The following is a 17,543-nucleotide window of genomic DNA, read 5'->3' as shown; positions in this document are numbered from 1 at the left end:
ACCTTTATGGCGGTTTACCTTATTTAAAAACACTTCCTCTTTCAATCTTTCTAAGAATTATTTAAGAACTGCGGTAATGGTATAACCCTTGTTTCTCAATAAGTTTATAATTCCTTCTTCACCTGTTAAATGCGCTGCTCCAACTGCAAAAACGTTGCTGCTTTCTGCCATCATTTGGGGTATCTTTTTTACCCAGTTTTTATTTCTAATAATCTGGATATACTTTTTAGCATTTTCATCCATATACTGCTCTTTAGTTATTAAACCCACAGCAGTCTCAATGTCTTCCTCTAGGTACAATTTAATAGCTTTATTAAAGTCTGTCTTATAAGATTCAAAAAGCATTAATTGGTTAAAAGTAAAATCTACAGAAAATCCTTTTTTTAGGTAATCCAATTGTTCTGTCGCCTTTTCAAAGGCAGAAATACTCAATCCATTTTCTATGGCTAATTTCTGAAGTTCTACATCCATGAATTTTAAATCTGAACAAGGAAGCATTTTACTAAACATTATTGAATATAAGCCGCTTAGGCCATAGTTGTCTAAATTTGATAAGGGCATGTTTATGACATTTTGTGTTAATGCGTCTAGCTTGTTAAATTGTTCTTCTGTAAGCTCCTCCGAAACTTTCTTAGGGTTCGCCATATAATCTTGCATCGCCTTTATCTCTTCTGGGTTGGACATATTAATCTCGGATACAAGTACATCTGCATTTTTTAAAGTGTTTACTATTTTATCTGCCAACTTAAAATCTTCACTACACATTAGGTGTAATGTTCCTAATAGGTATGAGGTTTTTTCCAAATCTGTATGTTCAATTTTCCATAAAACTGAATTTTCTAAGGGTTCATTCTTTTGTGCATTAATAGTGCTGAAGGAGATTATAAATACTAAGGTTAAAATTGATTTCAAATAATTCATTTTTCTTATATTTTTAAATTCACAGGGTAAGTATGGCTTATTGGAATTTGTTACAATAACAAAATTGAATTTTCTAAAAGATAGGTTTAAAGTATTTTAAATCAAGTAATTAAATTTTTAAAAAAGCCCTATTTTTTGTAAAGCCTCTAAAAAATCTTGTTTGTAGGTTCTGCCAATTGGAAGGGTATTACCTTTTACGAAAACTTGATTTCCAGAAATTTTTTCTATCTGATTCAGATTAATGATATAGGAACGATGTGCTCTTCTAAAGTTAAATTGACTTAGCTTTTCAGACCAATTATGTAAACTATCTAACACTAGCACTTCCCTTTCTGCGGATACCACATTTACATAGTCTACCTCCGCCTTTAAAAAAAGAATGTCTTCTATATAAGTTTTATAGATAGTCTTATCAGCATACAGAAAGATTTTATTTTTGGTATCTTTTTGTTGCACTCTTAAGAGCGAACGCACTCTAGAAAGCGACTTATAAAAGCGTTCATAAGAAAAAGGTTTTACCAGATAATCTGTTACCGCTTCTTCAAAAGCTTCAATAGCGTAATTTGGATAGGCCGTTGTAACGATAACCATGGGAGGGTTCTGTAAGGTTTTTAAAAAGGATAGTCCGTTTAACTCTGGTAACTGTATGTCCAAAAACAATATGTTTGCTTCTTGCAATTGTTGTGTAGGAACATCCAATCCGCTTTCATAAACACCTAAACAATGTAAAAAGGGTGTCTTTTTGATATAAGTTTCCAAAATTTCCACAGCAGACGGTTCATCCTCTAAAATCAGGCATTGTATCATAACTGTATTTCAAATTTTAGCTTAAAAAGAGCATCTTCCTCACTAATAAGTAGCGTATGTTTCTCAGGATATAAGAGGGCTAATCTTTCTTTGGTATTTTTTATCCCAACACCACTTTCCTTCCAATCCACATCAATTCCTTCAACTGCTGTATCATTAAATGGGTTGCTGCAAAAAAAACTTAGCTTCTTGTTTGCTAGCTTTATAACAATATCAATCGCGTGCTGTTCTCCTTTTAAAATACTCGTATATTTAAAGGCATTTTCAACAAAACCAATATATAACAAAGGTGCAATTAGCTGCGTTTCATTATCTATGCTAGTTGTAAAATTGACGATCACTTTTTTTGCCAATCGTTCTTCTTGTAAATGCACATAATCTTTTAAGTGTTGTATTTCCTGTTCAATAGTTACAAATTCTTTTTGGCCTTCGTGAAGCATATATCTAAATCCATCTGAAAGTTTTAAAATTAATTCAGGTGTTTTATCATCCTTTTTTAGAGCATTGGCATAAATAGTGTTTAGCGTATTGAACAAAAAATGTGGATTTACCTGAGCCTTTAAAGCTCTTATTTCTGCTTGCTGCTTTTCTAGGGTAAGCTGATTTATCTCAAGCTGTCTTTTATATCCTTTTTTAATAGCGAAAATGGTAAAAAAAACAATTCCAAAACCAAAATAGGTCAACGAATGGGACACAAACTCTAACCAAAAACTTTGCGTATGGGGGTGAAAAAGATTGTCAACATATCCATATCCCACTATATTAAAAACAAAAGCAAGAAGAACTATTGGTAGGTACTGAATTTTCTTTTCCTTTGGAAAATACCACAGATATAAAAAATAAGAAATCGTCATTTTAAAGAATAACGAATTCATTTCATGCAGAAAAGACATAGGATAGCCACCTTCTTTGCTCATATATTTTACATACGGATAAAAAAGTACCATACACCAAAGCAGCCCGTGAAAAAAGGGTTCAACGGTTAAAAATTTCTGATAGGTATTCTGGTTTTCCACTGGCTACAAAGTACAATCTATTTGTATGAAATCACAATATTTTTAAAAGCTGCTTTGGCAAAAATCACTTTTTCTCCTGTAGTACCACTAATTCTAAAAATAAGTCGCCCTTTTTTATATGGGTCAGAATCTTCAACATCAAAAAATAGCTTCCCATCTAACTTAAACCACAACCGATTTTCTTTTTTTCCAATTTCGACATCGTACCATTGACCAATTTCCATAATATTCTGTTGAAGTCTTTCATTAAAACCTCTGGAACGGGGGGGCACGTTCTTAAAAAAGAAAGGTGTAATACCGTGAGAGCGGTTATTAATGGTTACGTTATAATGTTTCATTCCACTACGCCAATCCCATACTTCTTGTGGAGTAGCCGAAACCGCCGGAACAGAAAAATTACTATTATCGCCTTCTTGTAGGACTGAAAACAACGTAATTAATACTGTTGATTCTGATAATGCCTTCACCTTGTAGGTAAGGGTAAAGTCCGTTTCAAATTGTTTTGGACTGATTAAAAAATAACCGTCTGAACCTTCTATTTCCTCAATAATTAGCATATCATCTTCCACAGTACTTTTTCCCTTATCAAAGGTCTGCCATGTAGCCAGTTCTTCAGGCGTTATTTCTTCTTTGTTGTTTTTATCGCAGCTAAAAACCATAGCACTTAATATTAAAACAAACACTTTTTGTAATCTCATTTTCATAAGTAGTAATTTAAAAAATTAGTCCGTTGTACCCCCATATTGGTAGTTTCTGTTTTTCCTATTTCTTATTTTTCCTTTATTTTGGAATAGCTTGTAACTTGCACTTAATAGAAAACCAAAGGTTTGTGATTGAAAACGCCATACTTCATTCTGTGTTACGTTTTGAGTAACTGCGGTACGGTACATTAGATTATTATCCAATAGATCTACGACACGTAAATTCATGGCCAGCCTGTTTTCCAAAAGCTTTAGCCTAACCGCCAAATCTATACGATTTCTAGGGTCTATAAAATCAAATGTATTCTGCGTTTTAAAGTTCTGTCTAAAACTAATATCAGCGCTCAAGACCTTGCTTATCTTAAAGGTGTTTTTAAAAATCAGGTTAGATGAATATAACTCATCCCAACTTAGAAAAATATCTTGGTCTACTGAGGTGTGATAATAGTTGGCAGAGAGTTGGCTGTTCCAGAAATCTATAAGTTTATAACTCATGCTTGCCTCTACCCCATAAGAATGTTTTTCACCTATATTATCAAAAATATTTCGCAGTACTCCTTCTTCATCAATATTCTGTAAACGCTCTATGACGTTAGTTCTGTATCTATAAAAGAAAGCAGCAGAGGCAGTTAACTTGTTTCCATTGTACTGGTAATTGGTTTCTATGTTGTTACTGAATTCTGGCCGAAGACCAGGGTTGGCCACCCATTCAAAATATTGATTCCTAGCTTGAAAAGGGTTAATATTCCTGAAACTTGGGCGAGATACTCTTCGGCTATATCCTATATTTAATGTATTTGCTTCATTAATGGTGTAGGATATATGAAGGGAGGGGAACAAGTTCGAAAACTTTAAATCTGTAGTTTCATTAGTAGTACGGTTAATAGAATTGGATCTTAAGTTTTCATATCGGAGTCCCAATTGCCAGGTTAATTTTCCTGAAGTTATATTCGTTAATCCATACAACCCAAATAAGGATTCATCATAAGTAAAAACATCAAAGCTTTCTGGCTCTTGAGCTGGATTCAAAAACAGGGAACTGGTCAATTTTCTACCGTTCCAAGACCCTCCGGCTTCTATTAAAATTTTTTCTGTTATTGGTAAAGAGTAGTCTAGAGCAATTGCATTAAGAATGTTATCGTTCCTGCGCTCTTCGTTGAAGAGAAAAACGGCTTCCTCAAAATCAATAGCGGGTAAAAAGTTGTCATTTTTGGAAAACTGATAATCAAACTCTAAAAAGTGATTCTCTTTAGTAAACTTAGTCCTGTAATTGACGTTAACATTGGTGGTTTCGTGGTTGTGCGAAGAATTACGGGTATATTTAAAGTCATCCCTACCTGTTACATTACTATAGAAGGTGTCATTAAAAAACCCATGAAAGTCTTTGGTATAATCTAACCCTAAGGAGAGTTCGTGTTTCTCGTTGATGAAAAAATCCAATCCGGTATCCAATCTTCTTGACAGACCATAAAAATTGTGAGGTGCAAAAAAATCTCTTGTATTCCCATTTTCATATAATTGAGAGATAGATTGTTTACTATTCATACCTCTGCCGGTTTGTGAAAGGTTCCATCTAAAATTTATCCAAGAAAAATTGTAGTTGCCGTCAACACCGTAACTATAACGCATAGTGCCAGCTCCTACATTCAAGTTGGTATTTAAACCCTTTGCGCCATTCTTTTTAAGCACCACATTGATGATGCCCGAAAGCCCGTCTGCCTGATTTTTGGCCGAAGGTGAAGTAATGATTTCTACTTGTTGCACAGATGCTGCTGGTAATTGTTCCAATAGTTCCGTAGGGTTCATACTGGATGGTTTCCCATTGATAAGAAGACGAACATTACCACTTCCTCTAAGGGATAAACTTCCAGTGCCCAAATCGGTTTGTATTTCTGTGATTTGGTCAAATGCGTCTAGAGTAGTTGCACCAGCCTGTTGTAGGTCTGCTCCTAGATTGATGATTTTTCGGTCAATTTTTAGTTTAGACGTAGTTTGTTCTCCTCGCACAACTACTTCGTCCAGAGCTGTAATGGATGGTTTAAGAATAAACCTAATATTCTTGGGGTTTTGTATTTCTGAAAATTTAACTATTTCATTTTCGTAGCCTATAAAACTTATATCGAAATGACTGAAGACTTCTGCTACTTTTAGTTTGAATTGTCCGTTTTCGTCTGTCGTAGTGCCATTCACCAGTATATCTTTGTTGTAGATAGCCACTGTAACAAAAGGCACAGCTTCTTTAGAAATATTATCTACAACGATGCCTTGGTAAGTTTCATTTTGTGCATTTATAAAACAACTAGTCAATCCAAAAAACAGCAATAGAATTAATATCCGCATTTACCCTTAATTTTAAGCAAATGTGATAGAATGTTTGGTTAAAGAAAATTTTATTCTGTTAGTGTAGGATATTCTTCTGTTAACGCTTCAAAGGCATATGGTTTAGCGAATCATTCTTTATTCAATATCTTTATTACTTTCCATTAAAATTGGTTACTTTCTACTACCATCCACTCTTTTAGCTTACTTGCGAAAAATGTATCTTTGAAAGAGAAATAAACACCATAAAGTGGATTTATTAAGTAGTTGTCTGCAACCTAAAAAATACAGAAATGAAAAAATCAGTTATCATATTAATTTTAGTTATCGCTTACTCGAACCTATCCTTCTCACAGGATTCTACCGCTAAAGATGAGATTAAAACTCTTTCAAATAATAAATGGACATGGATGTCGGACAAAAATGTAGATGAACTAGCCATACTTTTTGATGACAGGTCTAAGTTCGTTCATATGAGCGGGACTTGGAACAAAGACAGAGAACTCGAAATCATTAAAACTGGCAGTATTTGGTATAAGCAAGCCGATGTTCATGATGTTGCAGTAGAAATTTTTGATAATACTGCGGTACTATGGAATCGAATAACCTTAGTGGCACATGTAAGAGGGAACGACGTATCCAATGAATTTACAGTAACCGAAATCTATAAAAAGGGAGAAACTGGTTGGAAATTATTAGACTTGACATTTAGCAAGGTTAGGGACACCCATGAAATTGAACATTAGTTGGCCGATTAATGCAATGCTAAAAAAGGCAGCTACGTAATTGGGACTTTAGGGCTAAATCGAAAGGTCTGTGTATATTTATAAAGTTGCTAAATCTTATGGATTTAGCTTTGGATAAGAAAAACTAAAATTGAACAATACGCTTAGTTCAGTCTTTAACTATAACTAAGAAATTAAAATATGACGATTGAACAAATTTTAGCGGCACTCGGATTAATAGGGATTGGAAGTGTCATACCAGCAATCGTTTCTTATGTTATTGCTTCTAGAAAAAAGAAATCGGACTCAAAACAAGAATTGAAAGAAAAACGGTATAAAGCTATTTTACTTTTATGCTATGCTTTTGTAAATTATGAAAGAGAACATACAAACTTGATTATTAACATACCAAGTATAACTTCTAAAGAGGAACTTCTGAACGAATTAACTCCTGAATGAGTGGAGACACTTCAAAAGGAGGTTTCATAACAACATCTACTTTTGATGATTAAGCAATTAAAAAAGCGAGAGAGGCTCATCATTCAATTATCTTAATTGACGGTTCGAAGCTAGTGGACTTGATGCATCAATACAATGTTGGTGTTCAAGTAAAAACAACCTATGAAGTTAAAGAAATTGATAACAATTTCTTTGAAGGAGAATAATTGATTTATGGCGAATAAATGGGGAATTTCAAGTGATGTAGAAATCTTTGTAAAACGGCGAGATAAAAGTTGTGTTTATTGTAGAGTAGAATTTTCAGAGAGCAATGATTTGAGAAAATCAAAACCTTCATGGGAACATATTGTCAATGATATAAGAATAAATGGAAAGGACAATATTGCGCTATGTTGTATTTCTTGTAATGCAAGTAAAGGAGCAAAACTTATTGAAGATTGGTTACAAAGTGAATATTGTAAAAGAAACAAAATTACAATAGACACAGTTGCAACTGTTGTTAAACAAGCTTTAGCGAATCCACCTGAAATAAAAAATAATTAAGTCCAATGGTAAGTACCGCACAAGCCTTTAGAATAAATAAAACCAACAAGGCTAACACCACAGCGTTTAGGGGGGTAAAAATTTAAAAACTGTAAAACAGTTAATAAATAAATGCGGTGAACCCAAAAACTAAATCAGATACTAAAACAAGTTTTTTCACACGAATTCTTTACTTTTAAGGTCAAACACCTTTTCTAATCCTAAAGACCATTACTTTGAAGATTAAAAAACGCTGGAAACGAATTTTATGGGCACTTATCGTAGTTCCTATTTTATTAGTTGGAGGCCTCATACTATATATTCAGAGCAACCAATCTGAAATTATCAAGGGGGAGATCGCAAAACTAAACCAAGAACACAAAGGCCTCGTGAGTGTTGGCGAAAGTAAATTATCACTTTTCGGAAACTTTCCATACATCTCTGTAAAAGTGGAAGATGTGCAAATTTTTGAAACAAAAGAAGACAATGCACCCATTATAATGGATGTAAAAGACCTATACATAGGCTTTAACCTATGGGATATGGTTAATAAAAACTATGCTATTCAATCCGTATTAGTTAAAGAAGGCGTCTTTAATATGGTTATTCATGAAAATAATACTACCAATATTCAAAACTCCTTGGCAAGCACTGCTGAAACAGAAACACCCGCTACCAATCTTCATCTAAAAAAAATTAAATTCAAAAATCTGGATATCCACACCTTAGATGAAGCTACGAATACAGAGGTCCAAAAATTTATATACACAGGTACAGGTAGTTTTAGCCGAAAAGATAGTATTACCGCTGGACAAATAGATACAGAGTTTGAATTAAATGTGATAAAAGACGGGGATACAACCTTCATCCGTAAAAAACATTTTGAAGTGCATACAGAACTGGTATTTAATGAGTCCACGGGCATTCTTGAGATACAACCTTCAGGGATTATAATGGAAAATGGGGATTTTGAGTTAGAAGGCTCTATAGACACAAAAAATGATGTAAATCTTGACCTTTCTGTAAAAGGAACAAAGCCCAATTTTGATATGCTTATTGCTTTTGCTCCGGCAGATATAATCCCCGTTTTAGATAAATACAAAAATTCTGGTGAAATTTATTTTAATGCGAGTATTCAAGGACCTGCTAACAAAGGAAACACACCTTTTATCGATGTCAATTTTGGGGCTGGAAAAGCCTTTTTAGAGAATACTGAAAGAGGCAAAAAGATAGATAATATGGGCTTCAATGGTCATTTTACAAATGGAAAAAATAGAAGCGCAAGTACCATGGAATTTTCGCTAACCAATATGACCGCCTCTTTGGAAAAGGGAGAATTTGAAGGGGCTATTTTTGTAAAGAATTTTGAATCTCCAGAAGTAGAGATGCAACTCAACTCAAATTTCAATCTTGATTTTATTGTAGACTTTCTGGAACTAGAGCAAGTACAAGATGCTTCCGGAGAGGTTTCGCTAAAAATGAATTTTCACGATATTATTGATATTGACATGCCCGAAAAGGCATTACAAAAATTCAATCAGGCGTACTTTGCAGAATTGATTGTAAAAGACTTGAGCTTAGTTGCCAAAGAATTTCCCGCTCCCTTGCACGATTTGAATGTAAATTTAGTAATGAATGGCAAGGAAGCGACCCTGAACCAGTTTGAACTAATGATTGGAAATTCAGATCTATCGGCAAGTGGTTTTCTTTCAGACCTACCTGCAATTGTGCATCATACTAACATCCCAGTAGATGCTCATTTGGATATTACCTCCAAATACCTGGATATTGCTGAATTAACCAGTTTTTCAAAACAAGACACTATTCAAAAAGGTTTTGATGAACAAATAAAAGAGCTGAGGTTGGGGCTTTCTTTTAAGGCTTCTGCAAAAGATTTTACAGAATCTGAGTATTTACCGAAAGGTGAATTTTTTATTGATAGTTTATATGCAGACCTGAAGCATTATCCGCATAGATTGCATGATTTTCATGCCGATGTGTTTATAGGTGACAAAAACTTAGAAATAATAGATTTTACGGGATACATAGATGATAGTGATTTTCATTTTGACGGGCTAATATATGAGTATGCTTTTTGGATGCAACCCGAACTTAACGGAGATGTATATTTAGATATCAATCTTATTTCTAATAAATTAAGACTGGAAGATGTCTTTTCGTATCAGGGAGAAAATTATGTTCCAAAAGAATACAGACACGAAACTTTTGATAATTTGGCATTGCATTTTACTTCTAGTATGCATTATAAAGATTCTGCTTTGCAATCCATAGATTTGGCTTTAGACAAGTTAGACACAAAAATGAAATTGCATCCACTTCGCTTTAACAATTTTAGAGGAAATATACATTACGGAGAGGAACACTTAGTGATAAAAGATTTTCATGGGGAAATAGGAACCACCAATTTTAATTTAGATGTAAACTATTATCTGGGTAAAGATCCTCAAATAAAGAAAAGAGATAATTATCTCGGATTAAAGGCAAATTATATTGACTTTGATGCACTTTTCAATTTCAATTTAAGTCCGCCAAAGCCAACAGAAGTGGTTACTTCAAAAACAGCAGATGTAAAAGAACACGCAGATGCCTTTAATTTATATGAGTTGCCATTTACAGATATGCAATTTAAGGTTGATATTGCGCACTTTATGTATCATAGAATAGATCTTCAAAATATCAAGGCAGATTTAAGAACAACACCTAACCATTATATTTATGTAGATACTTTACATATGGATGCTGCAGGAGGAAATATTAGATTAAGTGGATATTTTAATGGGAGTGATCCAAAACATATCTATATGCAGCCAGATTTGGAAATGAATAATGTTGATTTGGATAAATTGCTGTTCAAATTTGAAAATTTTGGCCAAGACCATCTTGTTTCAGAAAATTTACAAGGAAAACTCACTTCTAGAATTAAAGGTAAGATTAGAGTATACCCAGATCTAGTTCCCGATCTGGACCAATCTACCATAGAAATGGATGTAAAAGTATTGAATGGAAGGTTGAAAAATTACGATCCAATGTTGGCGCTTTCAGATTATATGGGAGATAAAAACCTGCAAAACATTCGATTTGATACGTTACAAAATAGCTTAGATATAAAGCAAGGGAAGATTACCATTCCCTCTATGAAGATAGAATCTACTTTGGGCCATATAGAATTGTCTGGTACACATGATAATAATCAAAATATTGATTATTATTTACGCATACCTTGGAAAACGGTAAGAAAAGCGGCTTGGCAAAAATTATTTGGAAAGAAGGAAGATCCTACCATTAATGAAGAGCAAGAAGAGGAGATTGTAGAAGTAGATGCTAACAAAAAAATAAAGTATCTCAATCTAAAGATCAAAGGGAGTGTAGATGACTATAAGGTTTCGTTGGGTAAGAAAAAAGAGAAGTAATACCAGTTCTAATTTTGATAATTTTAGAGGAGAATGAACTCCAAATAATACGGGGCATAACCCATACTTTTCAAATCTGAAATAGGTAACGAAAAGAACTAATTTAACTTTGCAGCTACTAATTACTATAACTTAATAGCATCATTAACCCCTTGGCATTTATCAGTTAAGGTATAAAACCAAAAAAATTGAAGAAAAAGAATTGGAAAAAATATGCCTTTGAATTCCTGTCAATTTTTATTGCAGTGATTTCTGCATTTGCATTGAACAATTGGAATGATAATCGCAGAGATAGTAGAGCAGAATCTAAAATTCTTACGGAAATTTTGAACGGACTTGAAAAGGACAGAGAAGATATAAGTTTAAATATTATTGGGCACGAACAGGGAATTAAATCGTGTATTTTTTGGCGAGAAATTTTTAGTAATCAAAAGCCCAATTTGGATACCCTGCAACAACATTATTTTATGTTGACAAGGGACTTCATTTCAATTCAAAATACCTCGGGTTATGAAGCTTTAAAATCAAGAGGGTTTGAACTGATAAAGAATGACTCTTTGAGAGAACACATAATTTCATTATACGAGTTTGATTATCAGACAATAGAAAAATTGGAGGAAGAATATAATGAAATGCAATTTCACAGTAACTATTTCAGCAAAATTAACAGTATAATTGCACCACATTTTGAATATGATTTAAAAGGTAATATTAGCGAAATTGAATTACCATTAACGTTGATAGAATCGGATAGAAAAATTGTGTTGAGTTATTTATGGAGTATTCAGGTAAACAGAAAATTTGTATTGAAAACGTATCAGGAAGTTTATGAAAAAGTTGGAATACTAATAAACGAAATTGAAAAAGAACTAAAAGAATAGCTTTGAAGGAGTATGAAGTTCACTCAATATATTTAATCTTATACGCATAAAGAATCTTAAAACTACTCTTTAGGACCATTACAAGAAATATGTATTTTTAATGTAAATATTTCATAAACTGCATTATGCAGACGTTATCATTAATAGAAAAAAATAAATCTGAAATCTTTTAGATGGGTATTCACCTTTTGGGAGGAAGTTGTTTTGCTTTATTTGTAATTACATAAGATAAATTAGATATCACGAAAATAAATTACAATAGTATTAGATCTTTCGGCTACCACTATACAGAACCTGAAAAGTGTTAAAATCTCCACTGTACGGGCTTTTAAAAAGCATTAATCATTTTAGATTGATAACTAATATTTGCGAATCTCTTGATAATCTCGCTTCTGAAAGCAAAATGATTGATTTTATTCATTTTGACAATTTTTTATATTAAAATAAGAAAATACTTGTATATTTAGTAAGAATATACTTTTTTGATATTTAATCAATAGACAAAGTATCCTTTAATAGCATGGTGAAAATACATTTTGTAGGTAAAGCAAGTTATTTATTGTAATTAAAATATTTTGCTATGGAGGAATGGACACAAGCCGAGAGTGTCCTTAAATAGTTCACGGTTTAGTTTTATTTTAAAATTTTAGGAAAATGAAAATTTTAGGAAAAGTCTTAAGTAAAAGAGAACAGAAATCAATTTATGGAGGAAAATTTTGCATCTCTGCAGAAGAATGTGGAGAAGCACCCTTTGATCAACTTCAATATGCGCCTCCCAGTTGTGTCAATAACCGTTGCAGTTGGTAATAAATTAATTAAGACAAGTAAATTTAGTTTTACTCGTTTTTTAATTTAATTGTAAGGTGATACCATAAAAATAGATACTACCGCAATAACAAGCCCAAGAAATTTAAGGACTTTTCTTTTTTAGGAGGGCAAAGACCAATGGATCACCTCTTCTAAACTTTTAAACTCGGTATTTTCAATAAGCCCTAGCAACTCTGTTAATACTACCTTACAGTCATAGGTATGAGCTCTTCCTGCTTGCAGTTCATTCTTAAGCCAATCTTGCAGCATTTTTAGGCTCGTAGAAAGCTCTTTTTGCCTTTTGACTTGCTGAGTTAAGGAAAGCAGATATTCGCTAATAAATTTTTCTGCCAGCAATTGTCCCTGCTTTTTTATAGAACCTGTTTGCACAAGAATATCAAGTCCTTTTTGGGCATGTTGCCAAGCTTTTGTTAGGTATTGAATTTTAACTTCTTTCTCTTGAGTAGAAAAAGCTAGCTCCAGATATGTTTGTGCTAAATTATGCAAGGCAATAGGCAATTGATCTGCATCACCAATAGCGGTTTTAATTTCCACCCCTTGCTCACCATAAAAGACGCCTTCTTTTAATTCTTTTATCTGTCTTAAGGCAATCCCTTTATTTACTAATAAGTTGCTTAATCCAGATTGATGAACGCCGGGTATTTGCAATGCTTTGTTATAATTTGCAATGGCTCCTTCGGGTCTTCCTTCCCATTCTTCATAATTGGCTAAAATATTGTAGACACGAATGGTTTGATCACTATTTCTTATGGTGTCAAAATTACTATGCAACAGCGCTGCGGCATCTGCAATGGCTTCTCTACCTACAGATTGATAATTTGCCAAACGGCCGCTTACAATAGCCCAGGAAATATCTAAATTTAAGTCGACTACAGAGCTTCTTTCCAAACTGATTTTTTCTTGTTTCCAATCTTCTCTAATTTTCAACATGGTTTGCACAGAATGTTCAAAATTTCCTTGACGTTCTTTTATTCTGGCCTTGCCTATCTGACCTCTAAACGGATAGATTTGTTCTATATATGCCAAGGCATCATGCGCGTGCTCATACATAGCTGCGCGTTCAAAAATAGTGGCTAGCTTTAATAAAGAATCTACCCCTATAATGCGATAGACATCATTATTCATATCCTTCTTTTCAGAAAGATTTTCAATAACGAGATACCAATATTTTTTTAGAATTTTATATTGCTCAGAACTACTAACTGAATCTACAAAAAAGCGAATGGCTGCTAATCTATTTTCTTTGTAAATACTTTCATTTTCCAGAATACAATTCAGTTTAATAGCCGCTGCCGGATCGTCTAAAAGATGGATCACTTCAACCACATCTGTTTGAAGGTAAGAAATCATAAATTGCATTTGTTCTTCTACCTCTTCTCTTTCAAAGGCCACCACTTCTTCGCTTATGGCCAAAACATCATTTGTATATCTCAAAGCATGTTTTAATATGCCATAATCATTAATACATCTACTGGTAAATAAATCTAAGGAAATCAGTTTTGCCAAGTCCTCTGCTGAAAATAATCGTTCTGCAAATCGGTCCATTAACACCTTTACCAAACGCAATGAAACGGCGTTATTCAATACGCCCGAAGCTTCATTTCCTTGCAATTGATGCCAGCGGGGCGTTAAACTGGCTGTAGAAGCAAAAACATAGACTGCCAGCAAGGTTTTTTCCCAAGATTCTAAATATTCATAAGCGATGGGCTCTTCAAAATTCTCATCTTGCTCAATATCTCTCTCCTCCCATTCAAGATCTTCACTTTCTCTTTTTTGAAAATAGTTTTCAACCAATCTTCGTTCATCTATTCTAATTTGTAGATTAAGGTCTATTCCATGATCTAAAAATGAAGGAATTAAACTCTTTCCTACCCAATCATGTAATTCATTAGACAGATCTGGATTCCATAGTTCAACGGTATCAACATGTCCTTGTGTTTTTAAAAACTTCATTAATAATCCAAATCGTTTTCGCAATTCTTCTCTATTGCCAAAACGTTCGTTCAAAGCTTCAATAAAACCTTCTTTCTCTCCGGTAAATAGAGCAGGGAAAAAGTAAATTATTCCGATGGCTAAAACTGCGTAAATGATGGCAGATTGATTCATGGGAACACCAAAAATTGTATTTGAATTTTTACCTAAAAAAAACCAATTCACCACCAAATCTCCCCAAACAGTAATAAATCCTATAAAAATTACGGTTAACGCAATAGGGATTAACAACAGTAAAGAAGGGAGCCTTTTTTTGATTTGGAACATAAAATAATGGAAAATACTTCTGGTCTTTACCAAATCAAACAGCGCATCTTGAACACTCATAAAGGTATCTTCTGGGCGAAGATAGATTCGTAACCTTTTCTCTTCTTTATGAAGGGTGATCACTCCTCCTGACTCTTTTCTAGAGGCAGCTTTCCAAAGATGTCCGCCATCTACCTTGGTTTTGAATTTGGAATTGTATATAGAAAAATCCTTTTCTCTCATTTTTAGAAAATACTTTTTTGAACAATTTCTAAATCGTAATGGATTACAATTTAAATAAAATAGCCTATTTATTTTTGATATTTGATTCGAACAGATTCAAGATCTTCTAATTCTTGCATATGATCTTTATAGTAATCTATCATTAATGTTATGCCGTCTGCCATATAGGTAGTAGCATCGTACATTTTACCAAAAGCCTCACTTATTCTATAGGCGCCTACTCTGGCATAGACAATATCTCTCCACAAAGGCAATAAATCGGTATTATTTCTAACTAACCAACGAGCATTTAGCGGAGATTCGTACACATGACACATACCAAGATCCTCATCTGTTTCAAAATCATAATAAGGAACAATGGAGCGTTTGTAATAGCGTTCTCGTTTATCTAAACTCGCTAAATCGCTAGCATCTGCTTCAAAGCTTAATCCATTAAAACTAAATCCCTCTGCGGGTTCAATATTAGCAGCCCCTTTTTCGGTTCCGTTGGTTCTCAAAACATTATCTGCTTCATAATGATCTGGAAGGAGATTAAAAAGTCTTCTATAATTTTTAATAATAATAGGAGTGAATTTTTTCTTCTCATTTTTCCCAACCGTATCTCCAAGAGATTCTTGAAGGAGTAAGGTGCCAAAACCAGCTAAGACGACTTTTTTATGATTCATTCAAATGGTTATTTCTATAGTCAGAATAATAGTGTGTGATGTATTTATAAAAGACTAATGCATAAAGGTAGAAAATATCAAATAGCTTATATTGGTATAAAGTAAGAAATGAATGCTTTTTAGCCTCATTACATGGTTTTATATTCATAAGTGGATGCATCTTTCTTCAATCGCCTATACTCAATGAAGTCGTTAAAATTCAAACTAAATTCGCTAGAAAAGGGATGAATCTCCTTACTTGTTGTTTTTGATAAAAGGGTACGGCACTTGGAATATTGATTATGGGATATTGTGAAAAATCATATTCCAATTCTAATCAAAAAAAACCGCTTAAAAAGCGGTTATGGGATCAATGTTTTTTGAAACCAAGCGTCAGCGCAATGAGTACTTGTATTAAGTTTTCTAATTAATCTTCAAAATAATAGACTGCTTCCAAAAATCTTTTTTCTCCTTCATCTTCATCATCAGTTATTTTCATTTCTTTTATAATTCCTCCTATAATCATTCTTTTGTTTGGAAGCTTTTCAATATTTTTTAGATGAGCCACTAGAAAAGGTTTTAATGATTGCTCATCTTTTACTTCGTAAACGTCATATTCTTCGGTCAATGGAATCATCACCAGTGTAGTTGTGTTTCCACCACTTACGGGAAACATAATAGACCCTTCAAAATCAGATTTAGGATCTATCAACTTAGGAAACCCTTTTATTATTGCATTAGATGATAATTTTCCTCTTAAACTAACTTGATGAGGTTTTAATTCTCTCGGTTTATGGTTTTCGTAAGTACTTTTTAATTCATTATCAAACTTTGATAAAATTGCTGTTTTATCTGATTCTTCCAACTTCATAAGTGACATTTGGAGGAAGAGTATCATTTCCTGTTTGTCTTTAAAAGTGCCTCCAACGTTTTCCAATTCAGATTCATCTATTATTCCATCATTTGCCTTAGTTTGTATTTTATAAAACCTACCTCCGTTGTCAAGAGCTTGAATGGCTGCGTTCATATTTTTATAAGGTTCAATTCTAATCATTGTACTGTCTTTTTAAATTTATTTGATATTTTCAACAATTTACTTATCCCTAAGGTTTTGTGTCTGGAATTTAACAGCTTTAAAGTTAATACATTTTTGGTTTAGCACAAGTCTTTAAAGAAATTGTAATGCATTTATTTTTAATAATCCTTATTAAGGTGAGTTCGATATAACCTCCATAAAATATAGTTTCAAAATTTTTAAACCATTTTAATCTAACAATCTTATTTTTAGATTATTATTTTCATTTTCTGTGCTCGCACAGGGGCGAACGTAAAGAAAATAGCTAGTAGCTGTTTTTAGTGAAGCAGCCAGGCGGCGTGGGGAAAACAAAAGAATTCCGAAGGAAGTCGGGTGCACTTTTAGTTCATGTCATTTCTATTTTCCGTTAAGGAATTCATGAATCTTCGATTTCCAGAGGTGTTTTTAGCCGAAAAGGCTAAAACCGCATTCATTTTCCTAAATTTTAGTTCACTAAGTTCTATTTTCTGTAAAGGAGTTCATGAATTTACATTTCTCCCCCGAACGATCGGGGTTTCAAAAATTTTTAACGGAAAAGACCTGCTACACTGCGGAAAAGAAAAACATCTATAGAAAAAGTAGTTCTTTTTACATCGAACTTAGGTTTATTAATATTTTTAACTTTTTTTTCATAAATAGGATTCACATTAATAATATTAATTTTTCTCACTTTCAAGAATGATTCATTGCAAAAAATTGTACGTATCTTAAAAATTATTATTTCGGGAAGTCT

Annotated in this window: 14 protein-coding genes; 6 read left to right on the top strand and 8 right to left on the bottom strand. The window is 33.2% G+C overall.

Going from position 1 to position 17,543, the window contains the following annotated elements:
- Positions 1-57: 57 nt before the first annotated feature.
- The 5 genes from WBG07_RS09470 to WBG07_RS09450 all read right to left on the bottom strand — a co-directional run bounded on the left by WBG07_RS09470 (position 58) and on the right by WBG07_RS09450 (position 5,785).
- Positions 58-921, bottom strand: coding sequence for a TraB/GumN family protein (locus WBG07_RS09470; RefSeq protein ID WP_340200679.1), 864 nt, complete (start codon positions 919-921; stop codon positions 58-60).
- Between the two features lie 117 nt (positions 922-1,038).
- Positions 1,039-1,728, bottom strand: a complete 690-nt coding sequence (locus WBG07_RS09465; RefSeq protein ID WP_340200677.1) for a LytR/AlgR family response regulator transcription factor — start codon at positions 1,726-1,728, stop codon at positions 1,039-1,041.
- Positions 1,725-2,645, bottom strand: coding sequence for a sensor histidine kinase (locus WBG07_RS09460; RefSeq protein ID WP_340200675.1), 921 nt, complete (start codon positions 2,643-2,645; stop codon positions 1,725-1,727). The genes WBG07_RS09465 and WBG07_RS09460 overlap by 4 nt, the downstream gene beginning before the upstream one ends.
- Positions 2,646-2,761: 116 nt before the next feature.
- Entirely contained in the window at positions 2,762-3,442 is a 681-nt protein-coding gene (locus tag WBG07_RS09455; protein ID WP_340200674.1) for a family 16 glycoside hydrolase, read from the bottom strand.
- Positions 3,443-3,466: 24 nt separating this feature from the next.
- On the bottom strand, positions 3,467-5,785 hold the full coding sequence (locus WBG07_RS09450; RefSeq protein WP_340200673.1) for a TonB-dependent receptor: 2,319 nt from the start codon (positions 5,783-5,785) through the stop codon (positions 3,467-3,469).
- A gap of 272 nt (positions 5,786-6,057) precedes the next feature.
- Between WBG07_RS09450 and WBG07_RS09445 the strand changes: the two genes are divergently transcribed.
- The 6 genes from WBG07_RS09445 (at position 6,058) to WBG07_RS09420 (ending at position 12,589) form a co-directional block, all read left to right on the top strand.
- The gene (locus WBG07_RS09445) at positions 6,058-6,510 is read left to right on the top strand and encodes a nuclear transport factor 2 family protein (protein WP_340200671.1); all 453 of its coding nucleotides are present in this window, start codon (positions 6,058-6,060) and stop codon (positions 6,508-6,510) included.
- A 180-nt stretch (positions 6,511-6,690) separates the two neighbouring features.
- Entirely contained in the window at positions 6,691-6,948 is a 258-nt protein-coding gene (locus tag WBG07_RS09440; protein WP_340200669.1) for a hypothetical protein, read from the top strand.
- 213 nt (positions 6,949-7,161) lie between these two features.
- Positions 7,162-7,491 (top strand): HNH endonuclease, encoded by a 330-nt coding sequence (locus WBG07_RS09435; RefSeq protein ID WP_340200667.1) that lies wholly within the window; start codon positions 7,162-7,164, stop codon positions 7,489-7,491.
- Between the two features lie 215 nt (positions 7,492-7,706).
- On the top strand, positions 7,707-10,901 hold the full coding sequence (locus WBG07_RS09430) for an AsmA-like C-terminal region-containing protein (RefSeq protein ID WP_340200666.1): 3,195 nt from the start codon (positions 7,707-7,709) through the stop codon (positions 10,899-10,901).
- A 188-nt stretch (positions 10,902-11,089) separates the two neighbouring features.
- On the top strand, positions 11,090-11,782 hold the full coding sequence (locus WBG07_RS09425) for a hypothetical protein (protein ID WP_340200664.1): 693 nt from the start codon (positions 11,090-11,092) through the stop codon (positions 11,780-11,782).
- 654 nt (positions 11,783-12,436) lie between these two features.
- The gene (locus WBG07_RS09420; protein WP_340200663.1) at positions 12,437-12,589 is read left to right on the top strand and encodes a hypothetical protein; all 153 of its coding nucleotides are present in this window, start codon (positions 12,437-12,439) and stop codon (positions 12,587-12,589) included.
- 120 nt (positions 12,590-12,709) lie between these two features.
- Here the strand turns inward: WBG07_RS09420 and WBG07_RS09415 are convergent, their stop codons facing one another.
- The 3 genes from WBG07_RS09415 to WBG07_RS09405 form a co-directional block, all read right to left on the bottom strand.
- Positions 12,710-15,091, bottom strand: coding sequence for a hypothetical protein (locus WBG07_RS09415; RefSeq protein WP_340200662.1), 2,382 nt, complete (start codon positions 15,089-15,091; stop codon positions 12,710-12,712).
- A 68-nt stretch (positions 15,092-15,159) separates the two neighbouring features.
- Complete coding sequence (locus WBG07_RS09410; RefSeq protein ID WP_340200660.1) at positions 15,160-15,756, bottom strand: gamma-glutamylcyclotransferase family protein; 597 nt, start codon at positions 15,754-15,756, stop codon at positions 15,160-15,162.
- Between the two features lie 406 nt (positions 15,757-16,162).
- Positions 16,163-16,789 (bottom strand): hypothetical protein, encoded by a 627-nt coding sequence (locus tag WBG07_RS09405; protein WP_340200658.1) that lies wholly within the window; start codon positions 16,787-16,789, stop codon positions 16,163-16,165.
- Positions 16,790-17,543 lie beyond the last annotated feature (754 nt).

It is taken from the genome of Ascidiimonas meishanensis (assembly GCF_037782385.1).
In the GTDB taxonomy this organism is placed as follows: domain Bacteria; phylum Bacteroidota; class Bacteroidia; order Flavobacteriales; family Flavobacteriaceae; genus Ascidiimonas; species Ascidiimonas meishanensis.
Note: the sequence above shows the minus strand (reverse complement) of the source record. Positions and strands in the feature narration are given on the sequence as shown.